The organism is Ruegeria sp. CDSC021 (genome assembly GCF_059610845.1).
This window is the reverse complement of the sequence record NZ_JBXWOK010000022.1, coordinates 1-16,064: the sequence shown is the minus strand read 5'-3', so window position 1 is coordinate 16,064 and position 16,064 is coordinate 1. Positions and strand designations below refer to the sequence as shown.

The window sequence follows — 16,064 nt, the reverse complement described above, 5'->3', positions numbered from 1 at the left end:
CAGGTGCCCGAAGGTCTTCCTCTCAGCAATCGCCATCGCAGCTCTCGTCATCTATTGGCTATGAGTCCTGACCCTAGGCGCCAACAGTTCGACCAACCGGTTTCCTCGAACCGGACCTTCATGCAAAGCGCAGCATTTTCAACCGCTCAAGACCCAAAGCGCGCACACAGCGGACTTCTGCCGACAGGTTACTGTCGTCTTCTGATCACATACTGGTATCATCAAGCCCAGCAAAAGGTCTGATCTGTCCGGAGGAGCAGACGCTCGCTTAAATGCCGCGAATATTGGCATCGGACCCAGGTGAAATCAAAGTGCAACCGTGCATAACACCGCGCAGTTCGGCGAGGCCGCGCATTCTGCCTATGAGCGGGTAGCCGGGCTGGGAAGGACGAGCGAGATCGTTCAGCAAAGCGTGGCCATGGTCCGGGCGCATGGGAATCTCATAATCTGATCGCCCCTGATTGCGGCGCCGCGTTTCTTCGACCATCAAGGCGCGAATTGTTGCAACCATATCTGTGTCTCCGGCCAAATGTTCGGACTCGGAAAAACTATGGCGATTGCGGTCGCTTGAACCGTCCCGCACGGTATTGCGAAGATGTACAAAGTGGATCCGATGGCCGAGCTGAGCAATGAAGGATACTGGGTCGAAGTCTTCGGCAACACCCAATGACCCGGTGCATAGCGTTGCTCCGTTTGCCGGGCTGTCAACGGCATCCAACACGGTCGCGTAATCACTTTGCGACGACATGACCCGTGGAAGCCCAAGCAGTGGAAAAGGTGGGTCATCTGGATGGCAACAGAGCCGGACGCCGAGGTCTTCGGCCGTTGGAACAACCTCGGAAAGGAAATCAACCAGGTTGGAGCGGAGGGTTTCGGGCGTCACGCCAACATATGCGTCGAGGTTTCGTTTCACGTCCTCAAGAGACCAATTGTCGTTCGCCCCCGGCAAACCAGCGACGATATTGTTCGACAGTTTCAGGCGATCTCCATCACCCAGATCTGCAAACCGGGCCCGTGCGGCTTCTATGATCACCGCTGAATAATCTTGCTCCGCGCGTTGCCTGCATAGGATGAAACAATCGAACATGACAAAATCCAAGAGATCAAACCGCATTGCGTGCCCACCATGTGGCAGCGGATGGCTCAGGTCTGTACGCGTCCAATCCAGCACTGGCATGAAGTTGTAGCAGACTGTGTGAATGCCACATTCGGCCAAATTACGTAGGCTTTCCTTGTACATTTCAAGGTGTTGCCTTACCGGGCCGGTTTGCGATTTGATCGCTTCGGACACCGGAACGCTTTCAACAACGTCCCAGGTCAATCCAGATGGAACGCCTCCGGGCTGCTCAATCTGTTGCTGCCGCTCTTTGATGTGCTCGACTGACCAAACCTCTCCTGTTGGAACATGGTGCAAGGCTGAGACGATGCCGGTTGCACCGGTTTGCCTGATTTCGCCAATGGAGATCGCATCAGAAGGGCCAAACCAGCGCCAAGTCTGTTTCATGATCTTGCTACTCCTTGATCAAGACGTATCACTAACCCGTCTCATCCTTACCAAGATCTAAGTTAACCGGGACGAGTGCGCCTTTGTGACGGACGACATGGCCTGCCAGACGACACCCCTTGCGTATGCCTGTTGCCAAATCATCCTGCCTAACAACGCTTACCAAGACACCTGCATTGAAACTGTCCCCTGCCGCAGTGGTATCGACAATGCCCCTCGCTGGATCAACGCCTACCTCTCCACGTTGACCTGCTTTTTGAAAAACCACAGGCTGCGCGCTGTTCTTGACGACAATCTGATCGACACCAGCCTTTGCATACCGATCCAACGTCGCAATTGAATCGCCGTCCCCGAACCATACGGCTTCGTCATCATAAGATGGCAGAACGATATCGGATTGCGCAGCAGCTTTCATAACTGTGTCTGTCATTTCCTGCGGCGTAGACCAAAGCTGTGGTCTTAGATTTGTATCAAAGGCAACAGTCGTTCCGGATGCACGTGCACGACGCAACGCAATTAACAGAATTTCGCGTGATTGTGGATCGAGAATAGCGAGGGTTATTCCAGAAAAGTAGATTAAGTCTGCGCCCTTAACTGCCCGCCCGAGTGCAATCTCGTCGACCGCAAGTTGCCTGGCGGCAGAGTCGCTGCGCCAGTATGAAAAACTGCGCTCACCATTGCTGAGATGGATGAGATATAGCCCAATCGTTTTGCCCGCAATGACTTGGACGTGCGTGTCGGATATCCTGCTGTCTTTCATGAACGCCCGCAGATCCTGCGAAATCGCATCATCTCCGACAGCCGTCAGATAGTTGACGTCGATATCTGCGGCGATTTGTGCAAGATACCATGCTGTATTGAAGGTATCGCCCGCAAAACCAAGCTTGAATTCACCAACCCGTTCAGATGGGGCAAGTTCTGCCATGCATTCGCCGATTGCCAGTACACGCATATCAGTTACAGAAAATCATCGCGGCGGGGCGTGAAACTGTCGACCAATGTCCCAGGTTCCAGGCATGTGCAGCCATGGGTTTGGCCGGGCGGGATGACAAAGCTTTCACCGGGGCCAAACTCTTGTTCGTGCTCACCCAACGTAAACCGAAATCGACCGCTTTCGACATAGGTCGCCTGCACATGCGGATGGCTGTGTAGGGCACCAATCGCCCCGGTCGCGTAAAACCGGAAGGCAACAACCATGAGGTCAGGATGATCAGATAGCACCTGCCGCGTGACATGTTCACCTGTAGAGACGATCGGGAAATTGGGCACAGGTTCTCTCCTTGCTTGTTAGGAAAACAGCATGCCACCGTTGAGATCAATGTTTGCGCCCGTGATGAAGGCACTGTCCTCGCAGGCCAGAAATAAAACGAGATTTGCAGCGTCATCGACATGACCCTGACGCTTTAGCGGTGCGTTGGCTTCAAAGCCGCGTCGACCAGCATCAGGTGTATGAACATTGTGAAAATCGGTATCGATCATGCCAGGACAAAGTGCATTCACACGAATGTCGGGGCCGACCTCTTTTGCCAAACCGCGTGTCATGGTCATGACCGCGCCCTTGGCTGTGGCATAGGCGACGGCACCCGGTCCACCACCATCGCGCCCGGCCTGACTGGCGAGATTGACGATAGTTCCAGACGTCATCCTGGACAGGCAAGCCTGCGTCATCAGGAATGTGCTGGTCAGATTCAGGCTCATCACGGCGTCCCAATGTTCAACAGACATTTCCGCAATGGTTTTGCGGGCGATCAGACCGCCTGCATTATTGACCAGAATATCGACGCCGCCAAAGGTTTCGACCGTGCGATACACAAGCGCGTCAACATCCGCCTTCTTGTTCAGGTCGCCCTGCACGGCAATCGCCTTACCGCCGTTGGCTTCGATTGCGGCAACAGCTTCATCCGCGCCGTTTGAGCTGGAAAAATAGTTGATCGCAACATTTGCGCCTTCAGAGGCGAGTTTGATCGCAACCGCGCGGCCAATATCACGGCCTCCTCCGGTTACAATGGCGGTTTTACCTGCAAGTTTCATGTCGGTCCTTCCTATTACAAAGCGCCAGCTTCGCTTGTGTCACGGATTTCAGTTGGCTGCCCTCTCAGAGCGCTCACAGCGCAAGTTGAGACGCCATTATCGGAACGCCCCCGGCATAACTGCCTTTGGGAGCCACAGAATGATTTCGGGGAATGCCGCCAACAGAATGAGGATGACCAGCATTGGGGCAAGGATAAGCACGACCTCACGCAGGACTTGCACAACATTCAGGCCACCGATCGCTGCAGAGATGAGCAAACACAAGCCGTATGGCGGTGTCACCAGCCCGAAGGCAAGCGAGACAATGCCGATGATAGCGAAGGCGATCGGATCAACCCCACCCGCCTGCGCCACGGGCATCAGAACCGTGCCAAGAATGATGATTGTCGGGATTGCATCGATGAACAGGCCAAAGAGAAGAAACAGCAGGGCAATCAAGATAGCCGTTCCAAATGCCCCGAACTCCCAAGCAGTCAGAACACTGACAATCAGGCGCGGCGCATCGTAGAACGACAGTAGCCAGCCGAATGCCGACGCAGTGCCGATCGCAAACAGTGAAATGGCTGCAAAGCGTGCGGTGTCATAGAGGATCGTACCCAAATCTCTGACAGTGACCGTCCGATAGACAAACATACCCAGGATCAGCGCGTAACCCGCCGCGATGATTGCACTTTCAGTTGGTGTGACGAGGCCGCCCACGATACCGCCAATCACAAAGACCGGCGTCAAAAGAGCCAGTGCAGCACCTTTCCAAGCGGCCCAGAACTCACCCCAATTAGGCGTCGCTGTCACCGGGTAATTGCGGGCTTTTGCGAAGCCATAGACAGTGGCCATCAAGGCAAGGCCAATCATCAGGCCCGGAATTGCACCACCCAGAAACAACGCGCCGACAGAGACCTGCATGACGCCGCCCCAGACGATCATCAGGATCGATGGTGGGATGATGACCCCCATCACCGAAGAGCAGGCGGTAATGGCAACGGCAAACCGTGTATCGTATCCTTCTTTCTGCATGGCAGGGATCAGGATTTTTCCGATACCCGCCGCATCTGCTGTAGAAGACCCTGAGATACCTGCGAACAGCATCGACACAGCGACATTTACATGACCCAATCCGCCGGGCATCCAGCCGGTTAGCACACGGGCCAGTTCGATCAGCCGGTCGGTTACTTTGCCGGAATTCATCAGGTTGGCCGCCAGTAGAAAGAATGGAACGGCCAATAAGATGAAGGAGTTATAGGATTGGAACATCCGATCCAGCACGATGAACGGGGTCAGCCGCAGCTCAAGCAACACAACCGGGAGGGTCGCCAAACCCAATGCGAATGCCACTGGGATGCGGATGAAAATCAGCACCAGAAAGCCAGCAATAAGCATCGTGGCGGCAGTTGCAGTATCGAGGATCATGTCTGGCTGCTCTCTCGGTTTAGATATTTCGCGATGGTTTCGGACAACCGGTAGCCTGACAGGAGAAACCAAAACCCTCCGGCAATCGGGACCGAGATGTGCGTAATCGCAAGATTTGCACGCATCATTACCGACCGCTGTTTGCCCCCAAATTCGGTGTATTCGATGCCGTAAAACAGGAAGAACGCCCCAAAAATCATGATGGCAACGTGAACGATGCCGTCTTGGAACAAACGTGGCAGCGGTCTCATTGCGTTGCGGGTAATCCGAACGTCAAAATGGGTGCCGTCCCAAACAGCGACAATAGACCCAATCATCACAATCCAGACGAACAGGAACGTCGCCAGTTCTTCGGTCCAAAGATAAGTTGGGATCAAACCGGTGTAGCGAGAGACAACTTGCATCGCGACCGGTATCGCCAATGCCCCCATCATCACGCCAAGCAATATACGAAGCCCAGTGCAGAACCTATCCAGATATTTTCCAAGCATGTTCCACCCTACATCGCAATGTGACGCGCCAAGCGCATCGGGATTTATGCCAACGGGCGAGTTTGATTACTTACTCGCCCGTCAGCTGGGAGATCACATTCCGCGAACGTTGTTGAGCAGTTCTGTCGCCCCCAGCTCTTCGGCATAGGCGTCCTGCACTGGCTGAACCAGTTCCAGCATTTTCTCGCGACCCTCGAACTCATGCACTTCGATCTGACCTGCGTCGATCATTGCTTGAAGTTTTTCACCATCCTGACCGCTCTCTAGTGCGCGACCAAATGCACCGGCCTCGGCGCCAGCATCCATGATAGCAGCTTGCAACTCAGCAGGCAGTTCATCGAAGATTTTTGCTGACATCACAATTGGGCGCACGGTGATCGTGTGCTGGGTCAATGAGACATGCGGCGCAACTTCGTAGAACTTCAGGTTCTGGATCGAGGCCGCTTCATTCTCAAATCCGGCAATAACGCCTGTTTGGATTGCGTTATAGACTTCGTTGTAGGCAATGGCAGATGGTGCCGCGCCAACAGCTGAGAATGTCTGGGCCTGAATTGGGGCCCCCATGACGCGCATGCGGTGTCCGGCAAGTTCATCCATGTTTGTGATGGGCTCGGCTGAGGCCAGGTTCCGCACACCGCCGCCATGATACCCAACAATCACGATACCTGCAGCTTCGCGCAGATCGTCCTCAAGGGGTTTCAGCGCATCCGACGAAAGGACCGCATCCCAGTGTTCAAGATCACGGAACAGGAAAGGCATATCCATCAAAGGAATGGACTCTGAAAACACCGCCATGTTGGACGGGGCAAGGATCGTATAATCTACGGCGACACCTTGGTTGAGGTAGGTGACGTAATCGGATTCAACCCCAAGCTCACCATTCAGGCGCAGATCAAAATCGACCTCGCCATCATATTTCTCTGCGACCAGTCGTTCAAACTCGCGCAAGGTCTTAGTGAATGCATGTTCTTCATCAAACATGCTTGCCCCGCGCAGTGTGACATCAGCTTGCGCGGTCGAAACCCCGCCCAACAAAACAGCCGTCACAGCCAACGTCTTTAGTGAAAAATTGAACATTCTATCCTCCCAGATCAGGTTCAGGTCTTGTTTTCTTCCAGTCGTCTTTGACCGGCGATCGTGTTCGAAACCTTACAAGTGGTCACGCCAGATCAGCCTTCACCCCAATTTGGATGATCTGATTTCCTCCCAGCTAGCACACTTGCTCCGCCCTCGTTGATGGGCACACCCAACACGATAACTGGGATACTAGTCAACATAAATTTTCTAGATGCTATTTAGATATGTGATATTTTCCTTTTAGAACAATGAATATAATGTAACCTAGTATCCTAATTTGCTCTATTAATTCTCTCTCTGATCTGCCACAATGTCGCCAAACAGAGGTTGGAAAACAAAAAATGGCAGCTTTGGGAAACCTTGAACGTACGACGAGTAGCGATGTTGTCTTTGACGAACTGTTTGGACAAATCACCCGCCTGGAGCTGCTTCCAGGGACAAAGATATCCGAAACGGATGTTGCGAAATCATTCGGGTTTTCACGCCAGCCTGTGCGCGAGGCTTTCACGCGACTTTCCAACCTCAATCTCCTTTTGGTGCGGCCACAACGCGCGACAGTTGTTCGACCGTTCTCACGCCAGCTCATCGCGAATGCCCGCTTTGTGCGTGCCGCAGTCGAATTGGAGGTCATCCGCACTGCCGTGTCAGATCGCGACAAGTCGGTAGACGCGGCATTAAAAGCTAACCTTCGTGAACAGGCGGATGCAATCTCAGCAGAAGATGTCAATTTGTTCCATGATCTGGACTACCAGTTTCACAAACTGCTTTGCGCCTCGGCCAAACAGGCGTTTGCGTTTGAAATCATCGCCGAAAACAAAGCGCAGGTTGACCGCCTTTGCATGCTGGCGTTAACCAGCAAAGAAGCAATGGATGATTTGTATCTGGATCATCAATCTCTTTTAAAGGCCCTGTTCAGCGGGGATGCCTGGGCGGCGGATCAAGTTCTTCGTACGCATCTTGACCGTTTGACGCCAACCATTCAGGCAATCTACACAACGCATAACGCATACTTTGATGAATAGGTAGCTAGATTTCGGATGGCTTTTCGCCTCATCGCCCTAGTCTAAATTCATACATATTAGGTCGTGTTGACAAAAGGGATTCACAACGACCTCTGATCGTTATTCAAGCCGGTATCTGCGATGGAGGCCAGCTTGGCACGAAATCTAATGCCGGACGAGGAGTGGGCGTTCTTTGAACGGTTCATCCTTTCGGTCCGTGCCCCGAATGGGCGCAGACCTACCAATCACCGCCTTGTTCTTGATGGCGTTTTCTGGATTGCACGTACTGGTGCCCCATGGCGAGACTTGCCTGACGAGTTTGGGAAGTGGTCGAGTGTCTACCGACAGTTCCGACGCTGGACCCTCACGGGACTCTGGGAAAAGATTTTGGAAACCTTGACCGAGAGCAGGATCGTTCCTGACGCTCTTCAAATGGTCGACAGTACAGTGGTTCGTGCCCATCATCAAGCAGCGGGCGCAAAAGGGGGACTCCGCAACAAGGTTTTGGCCGCTCAAAAGGCGGCTTCACAACCAAGATCCACCTCCGGGTAAATGCCGCTGGGCTGCCGATGAGAATTGACATCACACCCGGCCAGACATCGGACTATCTTGGATTTGATCGGGTTATGGACGACAACCTGCCGGAGCCAGTCGTGCTGCTGGCCGACAAACGTTACGATGCCGACCGTATTCGCACCGAACTGCACAGCCGAAGCATTCGACCGGTGATCCCAATGCGAAAGTCCCGAAAGAGGCGCGTTGGGTTGGATTGGCCTCTCTACCGGCTAAGAAACCTGGTCGAGAGATGTTTCAACAAACTTATGAATGCTCGGCGGGTGGCTACCCGCTAAGATAAGACAGCCGAAAGCTTTCTCGGCTTCGTGGATATCACTTCAATCCGCCTCTGGATCCGCCATTTGTCAACATGACCTAGCAGTCGATAACAACTGCATTGTTGCGCATTGCGATGCCGGTGGAGCAGGAGCCATCCACCCAATCTCCTCCGACGGGCCTCACTGCAGCATCGCTAATCCTCGGGCAATGGTAGCAACGGGCCGTCCACAATCTGTGTAGGGCAGGCGGTCAACCGATGCCGTATCGCATCTGAGGTCCGTTCATGGCCCAAAACGACCAATGCTGCAGAGCGCAGCAATGTCTGTTTTTGAACGTGCTCAAGTCCTAACGGACAAAAGCCAGTGTCAGGACGAAGGGTTGCGCATTGGTTTATTGAACCAATCGCTTGGACAAAATCTGGACTGCCGCTTCAAACCTTTGCGGGTCCTGTGCCACTCGGGCTGCCAGTTGTGCGCCCTCGAGCAAAGGCAGTGTTGCGGCGGCTTCTGCTGCCGGATCGGCAACATGTAGGATCGTTCCATCGCCCTGACCCAGTGAAAATACCCTCGCAAGCCATTCGGTCATCATTGTGCGAAAACGGTTCATCTCGGCAATCGTGTCTGCTGACAGATTTTCTGTACTGGTCGAAAAAGACACGCACAGGCACAAGCTTTGACCACCTTCAAGTGCGCCACGATACCGCTTGATCAAAGCGGCCAAGCGCGTCGCCCCTGTTGCATGGTCTTGATCAATCTCGCCACAGGCGGTTTCCAAATCTGAATAATACCGCTGCATCAGCGCGACGGCCAAAGCTGCCTTGCTGGCGAAATGATGGTGAATGCTGGCCTTTGTGATTCCGACGTCGGCGGCCAGGTCGGCATAGCTGAACCCATCAAAGCCACGCCTGCGCGCGGCCCGTTCAGCCGAATTGAGCAGAGTTGTCTTGGTGTCGGTCGCCATGTGTTATCCAAGATTTTGGTCGTTTAGGCTGTGTAGGACATTCTCTGCCGCTTCCAAAGCACCTTCGATATAGCCGCCGAAAACCGGGGCGACCTCTGTTCCTGCGAAATGCAGCTTTCCGTTCCACAGATTGCTCATCGCCTTCGGTAGACCGTATGTCGGATGGGCATATAGAGGTATCTTATCCGCCTCAGTTGCAGTGTAAGGATCAATGGCCCAGTCTTTCAAGTAGAGCTTTCGGGGCTCGGCGGCTTCAGGCCCGAACAACCGTGTTAATTGAGCGTGCAGGTGCTGACGCAGCAGTTGTTCGTCCGCGCGACCTTGGGGCGGTACACCGATGAAGCCAAATAGCGCGTATGGTCCGCCCTCAGGGGGGGATGCATCATGGATTTCGACCATCGGTCCTTTCCGGCTCATTGCATCACCGGACAGTCCTTGTTTGCGCCAGAATGGTTTGTCGTACACCGCAACAGCCTTGGCCTGACCTGCCATCCATGTCGCGATGCCTTTCATGGTTTGGGCGGCTTCGGCAGACAATGCGGGCGAAAATGCGATTTCGGCCGCAACACGTGGGGGCACAGCGAGGACAGCTTGATCCGCGTGGATCTGTTCGCCCTTTGCCGTTGTTGCAATGAATTGATCGCCGGACATGTCAAGTTTAACAACCGGCGCGTTTAGCTGTTTGCGATGATCCGGCAGGCAGTTGGCCAATGCGTCTGTCAGAGCAGCCAACCCTCCCTTTAGCCGCCATGACCCTTCCATTGATGAAAAACCCTGCCCGCGTTGCACGTTGCCATGTTCATCCTCAAAGGTCTGAGCGCCCTCGGCGAATTGGTCGAACTTTGTCAGACCAAACCGATCAATCAGAGCTGCAATACGTGGCTGGCCCGGCCAGAACCAGGCAGGCCCCATGTCAAAGTAGCCTGCCTCCAGATGCTGCGTCATGATTCGCCCGCCAAACCGCGGGCGGGCCTCAATCAGCATATAGTCGCGCCCTTGCGCCTCAAGACGTTCGGCTAAGACAAGTCCTGACAACCCGCCGCCGACAATCAGCGTTTGCATGCGCTAGAACCCTTCGGATGCCGGGCGCAGATCTAGCTCGTGCGTCCATGTGGATTTGGGTTGGCGGGCGAGGCTACAGTAGGCCTCTGCGATGTCCTCGGGCTTCATCATCTTGCCCGGATCAAGGTTGTGCAGGTCCCGAGATCGCGCTGTATCAATGATACCGTCCAGAATCGCGTGGCAGACATGAACACCTGCTGGTTGATACTCCCGTGCAAGCGATTGCGTCAGGCCGCGCAAGGCGAATTTTGCGCTGGCAAAGGCCGAGAATCTTGTACCACCCCGCAAGGACGCTGTGGCGCCAGATACAATGAACGTACCACCGCCAGCGCGGACCATCGGTTGCAGTGTCGATTGGGCAAGCAAAATGGCAGACTGCACCATCGATCCCCACGTGCGTTGATAATCAGCAAGCCGGGTTTCTGCGAAAGGCGCGATGATCAGTTCGCTCGTGTTGTGGATCACAACCTTGGGCGGGCCATGTTCTGCGATAACCTGTGCCAGGATGCTGGGAACGGCACTCTCGTCCGTCAGGTCCATTTCAAAGAACTGGCCAATCACCGTTTCAGGTTGCGTACGTCCCAAGCCAACGGCAGCAAAGCCATCTTTTGTGAAACGGGACAACAGGGACTGACCAAGGCCAGCCCCCGCGCCGGCCACAAGGACCAAAGGTTTTTCAACACTCATCAGACGGCAGGCGGTTTGGCGTGGGGCAAATGACCCGTCTTGATCCACAGCTTTGCCCCATCAGGGCCAGCCGTTGCAGACAGTTGATCGCCTTCCGGCAGTCGCAGCCATGCTCCTTTTTCAAGCGTATCGCTGCCTTCGGTGACGGAACCGGCAATCACCAGCATTTCGATCCCACCCACATCGGTATTTTCCAGTGTCGCGCCTGCATCAAGGTGGCTGTAGGTAACTGTTTCACGCGCATCACGGTGTAGTTCAGCCGTTGCGACACCATCCACAGGATCGGTCAGTTCTTCGGCCATGGTTTTGCGAAACTGAATGCGGTCGGCCATGTCGAACTGCCACAGCTTTACAAAGATCGTGCAGCCCGGCTCTGACCCCGGCGTATGTGCAGTGGTGGGAGGATTGCGCACATATGTCCCTTCGGGGAAGTCGCCATGTTCGTCCTGAAATACACCATCAAGCACGATGAATTCTTCGCCACCTGTATGGGTGTGTTCCGAAAATTTGCTGCCCGGCGCATAGCGCACTATCGTCGTGGCACGGGCAACTTCGCCGCCGATGCGGTCCAGCATACGCCGATCCACACCGGGCATAGGCGAAGCGTTCCACTCAAGCTGTTCAGAATGAACAACCACGCGTGTTTTAAAGTCTGCGTTCAGTTCCATGTTTTTCCTTTCGGCTTGAGTGGTATCGCGTCCTTAACCTGCGATGCTGGGCCGTGCCGAGACCTTTGCACGCCATGCCGTCAGATTGGAGAGTGTCTCTGGAATGTCGACCTTGGCAAAGTCCGCAAAGGCAAGACCGGCAAACGCCGTGATATCAGCAACCGAAAACTCAGAACCTGCCAGATATTCATTGTCAGCCAGAACTTCATCCAAGTAAGCCATTGTCTGACCAGCAACTTGCTTTTGCTTGTTACCCCATTCAGCACATTGATAGGTCTCAAGGTCTGGACCAAGACCTGGTGTGGCATGGTGAAAGTAGGTTCCCACAGCATTCAGCAGACCATTTTCTGCACGCAGGTTCATCATCGAAATTTGCGCACGTTGTTTTGGTGTCTCTCCGGTCAGCGACGGGCCTTCGAAATGGTTGTCGATGTATTCTGTAATCGCATTGCACTGCGAAATATGTGTACCGTCCGCCAGCTCAAGGCAGGGCACAACGGCATCGGGGTTCTTGGCTTTGAAGGCCTCGGTGCGATGTTCGCCACCCATAACGTCAACCGGAACGAATTGGACCTGGTCTGTTGCGCCTTTTTCAGCAAGCGCAATGCGCACACGTGCGGGGTTTGGGAATCCCTCAGTATCATAGATTTTCATGTCGTCACTCCTTGTGAACTGACATCTATCTACTAGTAGGTAGGTATCTTGGGCAAGATGTATTTTGGTCGTTGCGATAACAAGGTCGTTACGATGATAAGTTTAGCAGCGTCTGGATTTGATGCCAGCTTCCTTCGAAGCGGTCATTTGTGTCGTCCTAATGAATAACAATAAAGTCCCGCAAAATGATGTTGTTGCATGGATCGCCGAGCCGCGATATCGCCGCCGCTCACTCTGACGCGAGCGGCGATACATCCCTACAAATTCAACAATGCCCGTCGCAACAAGTTTCCCAAGGCTACGTATCGTGTTACGAACTGCTCGGAATACGACGAAAGTCTCCGGCGTCGAGGTGATGTGACGATCTGGGTTTCTGATGATGTTGTGAAGAACTGGGCTTCGCCACGCCGCAAGACACGCGGCGGTCAATCGCTTTATTCAGATCTGGCAATCGAGATCAGTCTCACTCTGCGGGTCGTGTTTCGACTTCCGCTCAGACAAACTCAGAGTTTCATGCGGTCGATTGCCAGGCTGATGGGCATTGACCTCGTAGTACCGGACTTCTCGACCTTGTCGCGACGCGGTAAGCGGATGAAGATTGTCCAAAACCGGCGAGACGCAAATAAGCCAATCACCCTCATTGTGGACAGCACAGACCTGAAAGTGCGTGGCGACAAGGGCTGGCATGGAGAAAAACACGGCATCAGGAAGGCGCGCAAAACATGGCGCAAGCTCCACATCAGGCTTGACCCGGAAACCGGTGATATCGCTGCAACGGAATTGACCACCGAACACGTGGGCAATGAAACGGCACTGCCAGATTTGCTAGCTGACATGGATGTTGATGTGAACCGCTTTCTGGCGGATGGAGCATATGACGGCCAATGTGTTGCAGACTGTCTGTTGGACAAGTTCGGATCCAGGATTGAGATCATTATACCCCCACCTAAAAACGCGGTTCGCGGCGAGAATGCACGGCGCAATCAACACATCGATACCATCGCTGAACATGGCAGAATGGACTGGTAAAGTGAGACGGGAGACAACCAGCGATCACGGGTTGAAGCCTAGATCGGCAGATGGAAACAAGTTATCGGCGATCGCCTGCAAGCGTGTGATCTCGACCGGCAAATAGCTGAAGCGAAAATTGCATCAAAAGCGCTCAACCGCATGACATCTCTCAATCGTGCGGAGTACGAACGCGTCTTCTAACGTGATGGGGTATGGGGCAAATTCGTCTCAAACCTGATCCATGCAACACGGTCGTGGAATGCCACAACGGAAATCTGGCGCCTAGTCCAACCGCCGATACCTGGGCATCAAAAAAGCTGTCAGTAGAACCCATAAAATTGTAACACCCCGCCATCAATCTTTGCCCACCGCAATAGTCCCACTTGCCTTCCCTACCAATCCACTTATGAAGTTCAATCAGTTGACCTAGGGGAAAGATTGCGATGCGCATGCGCGATACGTTCATCAAACCGATGCACCCGGAAGGTATTCGGTTTGTCGCGATCTTTGCCGCCGTTACGGTCGGTCTGTTTCTCCTGTCTAACATTCTGGGCTGGTTTGGTGTCGGCCTCACGATCTGGTGCTACTATTTCTTTCGCGACCCGGAACGCGTGCCACCCACAGGAGAAGGGTTGATCGTCAGCCCAGCGGACGGGGTGGTTTCGCTGATCGAAGCGGCGGTGCCGCCGAACGAGCTTGGGATGCCTGACACGCCTCTCACCCGTGTCAGTGTGTTCATGAGTGTCTTCAACTGTCATGTGAACCGCACGCCAATTGAAGGTGAGATTACCGCTGTTGCATATCGCCCCGGCAAGTTTTTCAACGCATCCCTGGATAAGGCCAGTGCTGATAATGAGCGCAACAGCCTGCGCATTCGTATGAAAAACGGTCAGGATCTGGCTGTTGTCCAGATTGCCGGCCTCGTGGCCAGACGGATCGTCTGCTTCGTGAAGCCAGGCGCAGCGATGCAAACTGGCGAACGATTTGGATTGATCCGCTTCGGGTCTCGGCTGGATGTTTATCTTCCTGATGGCGTGGTCCTACAAGTGCGTGTAGGGCAAACGATGATTGCGGGCGAAACCGTCCTTGCCAGTTTGCCCACCCTTGAAGAAAAGTAGGTAACTGGATCAGTGGCAAAACCATCCAAACAGGAAGAGACCGAGTTTGCGCTGATCCACTTGTTGCCCAATGCGTTGACCATAACGGCCATATGCGCGGGCCTGTCGGCAATCAGATTTGGCGTTCAGGGCAATTACGTGCTCGCTGTCCAGTTGATAATTGCCGCCTGTGTGCTGGATGGGCTGGATGGCCGTATTGCGCGCCTTCTCAGCAGTGACAGCAAACTGGGGGCCGAACTGGACTCACTTGCAGATTTCTTGAACTTCGGGGTCGCCCCACCGCTCGTTCTTTATTTCTGGGCCTTGCAGGATATACGCAGTGCGGCTTGGATTGCGGTTCTGTTTTTTGCGGTGTGCTGCGTCATGCGACTTGCCCGGTTCAATGTGGGCGGCAAATCCGAAACCTGCGATCAAGATGGGGCCTATTTCGAGGGAGTCCCCGCCCCTGCAGGGGCGCTGCTTGTCATGTTGCCAATGTATCTGTCCTTCGCCTTCGCCGATGCCCCTTTGCTGCCCAGTATATTGATTTGCCTTTATATGGTGATCATAGGTCTTCTGCTTATCAGCCAAATACCGACCTGGTCATTCAAGACGACGCGAATCTCGCGCGAGAACGCAAAGTTTTTTCTCATCGGTGTCGCTGTTGCGGGGGCCGCATTGCTGACTTTCGCCTGGGCTACGTTGATTGTGCTTTGTTTCGGATATGTGGGTACGGTCGCCTGGGCGTGGCTCGACAGGGGAATACCTTCTAACCGTTAAGGACTCGATATGGACATCAAAGCCGTTCAAACTTCCTATGCTCGCTGGGCCCCCATCTACGACAAGACGTTTGGGGCAGTTACCAATGTCGGGCGGCAGCAGGCGGTTGATTTTATCAATAGACGTCCAGGCAAAGTTCTGGAGGTTGGCGTCGGCACCGGACTTTCGCTGGAACATTACGGGCCCGAAACGCAAGTGACCGGAATCGATTTCAGTGAGGACATGCTGCAAAAGGCGCGCGACAAAGCAAAAGATCTATCGCTGAACCATGTTGCCGAGCTGAGGCAAATGGATGCGCGCACGCTTGATTTTCCAGACAACTATTTCGATACGGTTGCGGCAATGCACGTGCTATCCGTCGTACCGGAACCGGAAAGGGTAATGGCGGAAATAGCACGGGTCTGTAAACCGGGTGGAAAAGTAGTAATTACCAACCATTTCCAACGAAAGCGGGGGTTGCTCGCATCCTTGGAACGCGCGATTGCTCCGGTCGCAAATACGATTGGCTGGCATTCTGATTTCGATATTGAAACAGTACTGCAAGAGGATGCGCTTGCCGTAGAGGAGCAAAGAACCCTTCCACCTCTGGGGATGATGACATTTTTGGTACTGAAAAAATCAGTTGTCACGTAACTGTTCAGTGAAAGAACTTGGTACGACTGCAAACAGGAAACTGAGCAACACCAGCTTTTCTTGAGCCTCCCCAACTGAACTGGTCCCCCGTTATGTTTAGGAAACGGAGGACCTAGAATGGCAAACAAGAGACCGAAGCCGGAAGAGATTGTCTCGAAGTTACGGCA

At 53.9% G+C, this 16,064-nt stretch carries 17 protein-coding genes and 1 pseudogene; 6 read left to right on the top strand and 12 right to left on the bottom strand.

What is annotated here, in order from left to right; genetic code table 11:
- Positions 1-268: 268 nt before the first annotated feature.
- From uxuA to AC2FGB_RS19830, 7 genes are all read right to left on the bottom strand, one after another.
- Positions 269-1,504 carry a mannonate dehydratase gene (gene uxuA, locus AC2FGB_RS19860; protein ID WP_496690607.1) on the bottom strand — a complete coding sequence of 412 codons (1,236 nt, stop codon included), beginning with the start codon at positions 1,502-1,504 and terminating at the stop codon, positions 269-271.
- Between the two features lie 31 nt (positions 1,505-1,535).
- On the bottom strand, positions 1,536-2,456 hold the full coding sequence (locus tag AC2FGB_RS19855; RefSeq protein ID WP_281973966.1) for a sugar kinase: 921 nt from the start codon (positions 2,454-2,456) through the stop codon (positions 1,536-1,538).
- A gap of 5 nt (positions 2,457-2,461) precedes the next feature.
- On the bottom strand, positions 2,462-2,773 hold the full coding sequence (locus tag AC2FGB_RS19850) for a cupin domain-containing protein (RefSeq protein WP_281973965.1): 312 nt from the start codon (positions 2,771-2,773) through the stop codon (positions 2,462-2,464).
- Between the two features lie 18 nt (positions 2,774-2,791).
- Positions 2,792-3,535 carry an SDR family NAD(P)-dependent oxidoreductase gene (locus AC2FGB_RS19845; RefSeq protein ID WP_271952733.1) on the bottom strand — a complete coding sequence of 248 codons (744 nt, stop codon included), beginning with the start codon at positions 3,533-3,535 and terminating at the stop codon, positions 2,792-2,794.
- A 96-nt stretch (positions 3,536-3,631) separates the two neighbouring features.
- Entirely contained in the window at positions 3,632-4,942 is a 1,311-nt protein-coding gene (locus AC2FGB_RS19840; RefSeq protein WP_271952730.1) for a TRAP transporter large permease, read from the bottom strand.
- Positions 4,939-5,433 (bottom strand): TRAP transporter small permease, encoded by a 495-nt coding sequence (locus tag AC2FGB_RS19835; protein WP_142640369.1) that lies wholly within the window; start codon positions 5,431-5,433, stop codon positions 4,939-4,941. The genes AC2FGB_RS19840 and AC2FGB_RS19835 overlap by 4 nt, the downstream gene beginning before the upstream one ends.
- Before the next feature lie 93 nt (positions 5,434-5,526).
- Complete coding sequence (locus AC2FGB_RS19830) at positions 5,527-6,510, bottom strand: TRAP transporter substrate-binding protein (RefSeq protein ID WP_496694059.1); 984 nt, start codon at positions 6,508-6,510, stop codon at positions 5,527-5,529.
- Between the two features lie 350 nt (positions 6,511-6,860).
- Here AC2FGB_RS19830 and AC2FGB_RS19825 point away from each other — a divergent pair, with 350 nt between their 5' ends.
- Positions 6,861-7,532 (top strand): GntR family transcriptional regulator, encoded by a 672-nt coding sequence (locus AC2FGB_RS19825; protein WP_496710150.1) that lies wholly within the window; start codon positions 6,861-6,863, stop codon positions 7,530-7,532.
- 120 nt (positions 7,533-7,652) lie between these two features.
- A pseudogene (locus AC2FGB_RS19820) lies at positions 7,653-8,362 on the top strand (IS5 family transposase).
- A 373-nt stretch (positions 8,363-8,735) separates the two neighbouring features.
- On the opposite strand, the gene AC2FGB_RS19815 reads toward AC2FGB_RS19820, so the two are convergent.
- From AC2FGB_RS19815 to AC2FGB_RS19795, 5 genes are read right to left on the bottom strand one after another with little or no spacing between them, the layout of a single operon-like run.
- Positions 8,736-9,305 (bottom strand): TetR/AcrR family transcriptional regulator, encoded by a 570-nt coding sequence (locus tag AC2FGB_RS19815; RefSeq protein ID WP_142640372.1) that lies wholly within the window; start codon positions 9,303-9,305, stop codon positions 8,736-8,738.
- 3 nt (positions 9,306-9,308) lie between these two features.
- Positions 9,309-10,367, bottom strand: coding sequence for a flavin monoamine oxidase family protein (locus tag AC2FGB_RS19810; RefSeq protein WP_496694060.1), 1,059 nt, complete (start codon positions 10,365-10,367; stop codon positions 9,309-9,311).
- Positions 10,368-10,370: 3 nt separating this feature from the next.
- Positions 10,371-11,054 carry an SDR family NAD(P)-dependent oxidoreductase gene (locus tag AC2FGB_RS19805; RefSeq protein WP_271952722.1) on the bottom strand — a complete coding sequence of 228 codons (684 nt, stop codon included), beginning with the start codon at positions 11,052-11,054 and terminating at the stop codon, positions 10,371-10,373.
- Complete coding sequence (locus AC2FGB_RS19800) at positions 11,054-11,722, bottom strand: cupin domain-containing protein (RefSeq protein ID WP_496694061.1); 669 nt, start codon at positions 11,720-11,722, stop codon at positions 11,054-11,056. Before AC2FGB_RS19800 ends, AC2FGB_RS19805 begins: the two co-directional genes overlap by 1 nt.
- 33 nt (positions 11,723-11,755) lie before the next feature.
- Complete coding sequence (locus AC2FGB_RS19795; RefSeq protein WP_085822351.1) at positions 11,756-12,376, bottom strand: glutathione S-transferase family protein; 621 nt, start codon at positions 12,374-12,376, stop codon at positions 11,756-11,758.
- A gap of 198 nt (positions 12,377-12,574) precedes the next feature.
- Here AC2FGB_RS19795 and AC2FGB_RS19790 point away from each other — a divergent pair, with 198 nt between their 5' ends.
- From AC2FGB_RS19790 to AC2FGB_RS19775, 4 genes are all read left to right on the top strand, one after another.
- A complete protein-coding gene (locus tag AC2FGB_RS19790) occupies positions 12,575-13,405 on the top strand; it encodes an IS5 family transposase (protein WP_496694062.1) in 831 nt (276 codons plus the stop codon).
- Between the two features lie 425 nt (positions 13,406-13,830).
- Positions 13,831-14,505 (top strand): phosphatidylserine decarboxylase, encoded by a 675-nt coding sequence (locus AC2FGB_RS19785; RefSeq protein WP_496690613.1) that lies wholly within the window; start codon positions 13,831-13,833, stop codon positions 14,503-14,505.
- Positions 14,506-14,517: 12 nt separating this feature from the next.
- Positions 14,518-15,264, top strand: a complete 747-nt coding sequence (gene pssA / locus AC2FGB_RS19780; protein ID WP_282027913.1) for a CDP-diacylglycerol--serine O-phosphatidyltransferase — start codon at positions 14,518-14,520, stop codon at positions 15,262-15,264.
- 9 nt (positions 15,265-15,273) lie between these two features.
- Entirely contained in the window at positions 15,274-15,897 is a 624-nt protein-coding gene (locus AC2FGB_RS19775) for a class I SAM-dependent methyltransferase (protein WP_282027914.1), read from the top strand.
- Positions 15,898-16,064: the final 167 nt, after the last annotated feature.

Coding starts and splice junctions, on each gene's coding strand:
- uxuA (WP_496690607.1), bottom strand. CDS start 1,504: ATGAAACAGACTTGGCGCTGGTTTGGCCCTTCTGATGCGATCTCCATT.
- AC2FGB_RS19855 (WP_281973966.1), bottom strand. CDS start 2,456: ATGCGTGTACTGGCAATCGGCGAATGCATGGCAGAACTTGCCCCATCT.
- AC2FGB_RS19845 (WP_271952733.1), bottom strand. CDS start 3,535: ATGAAACTTGCAGGTAAAACCGCCATTGTAACCGGAGGAGGCCGTGAT.
- AC2FGB_RS19840 (WP_271952730.1), bottom strand. CDS start 4,942: ATGATCCTCGATACTGCAACTGCCGCCACGATGCTTATTGCTGGCTTT.
- AC2FGB_RS19835 (WP_142640369.1), bottom strand. CDS start 5,433: ATGCTTGGAAAATATCTGGATAGGTTCTGCACTGGGCTTCGTATATTG.
- AC2FGB_RS19830 (WP_496694059.1), bottom strand. CDS start 6,510: ATGTTCAATTTTTCACTAAAGACGTTGGCTGTGACGGCTGTTTTGTTG.
- AC2FGB_RS19815 (WP_142640372.1), bottom strand. CDS start 9,305: ATGGCGACCGACACCAAGACAACTCTGCTCAATTCGGCTGAACGGGCC.
- AC2FGB_RS19810 (WP_496694060.1), bottom strand. CDS start 10,367: ATGCAAACGCTGATTGTCGGCGGCGGGTTGTCAGGACTTGTCTTAGCC.
- AC2FGB_RS19805 (WP_271952722.1), bottom strand. CDS start 11,054: ATGAGTGTTGAAAAACCTTTGGTCCTTGTGGCCGGCGCGGGGGCTGGC.
- AC2FGB_RS19800 (WP_496694061.1), bottom strand. CDS start 11,722: ATGGAACTGAACGCAGACTTTAAAACACGCGTGGTTGTTCATTCTGAA.
- AC2FGB_RS19795 (WP_085822351.1), bottom strand. CDS start 12,376: ATGAAAATCTATGATACTGAGGGATTCCCAAACCCCGCACGTGTGCGC.
- AC2FGB_RS19790 (WP_496694062.1), top strand. CDS start 12,575: ATGGATCGCCGAGCCGCGATATCGCCGCCGCTCACTCTGACGCGAGCG.
- AC2FGB_RS19785 (WP_496690613.1), top strand. CDS start 13,831: ATGCGCATGCGCGATACGTTCATCAAACCGATGCACCCGGAAGGTATT.
- AC2FGB_RS19775 (WP_282027914.1), top strand. CDS start 15,274: ATGGACATCAAAGCCGTTCAAACTTCCTATGCTCGCTGGGCCCCCATC.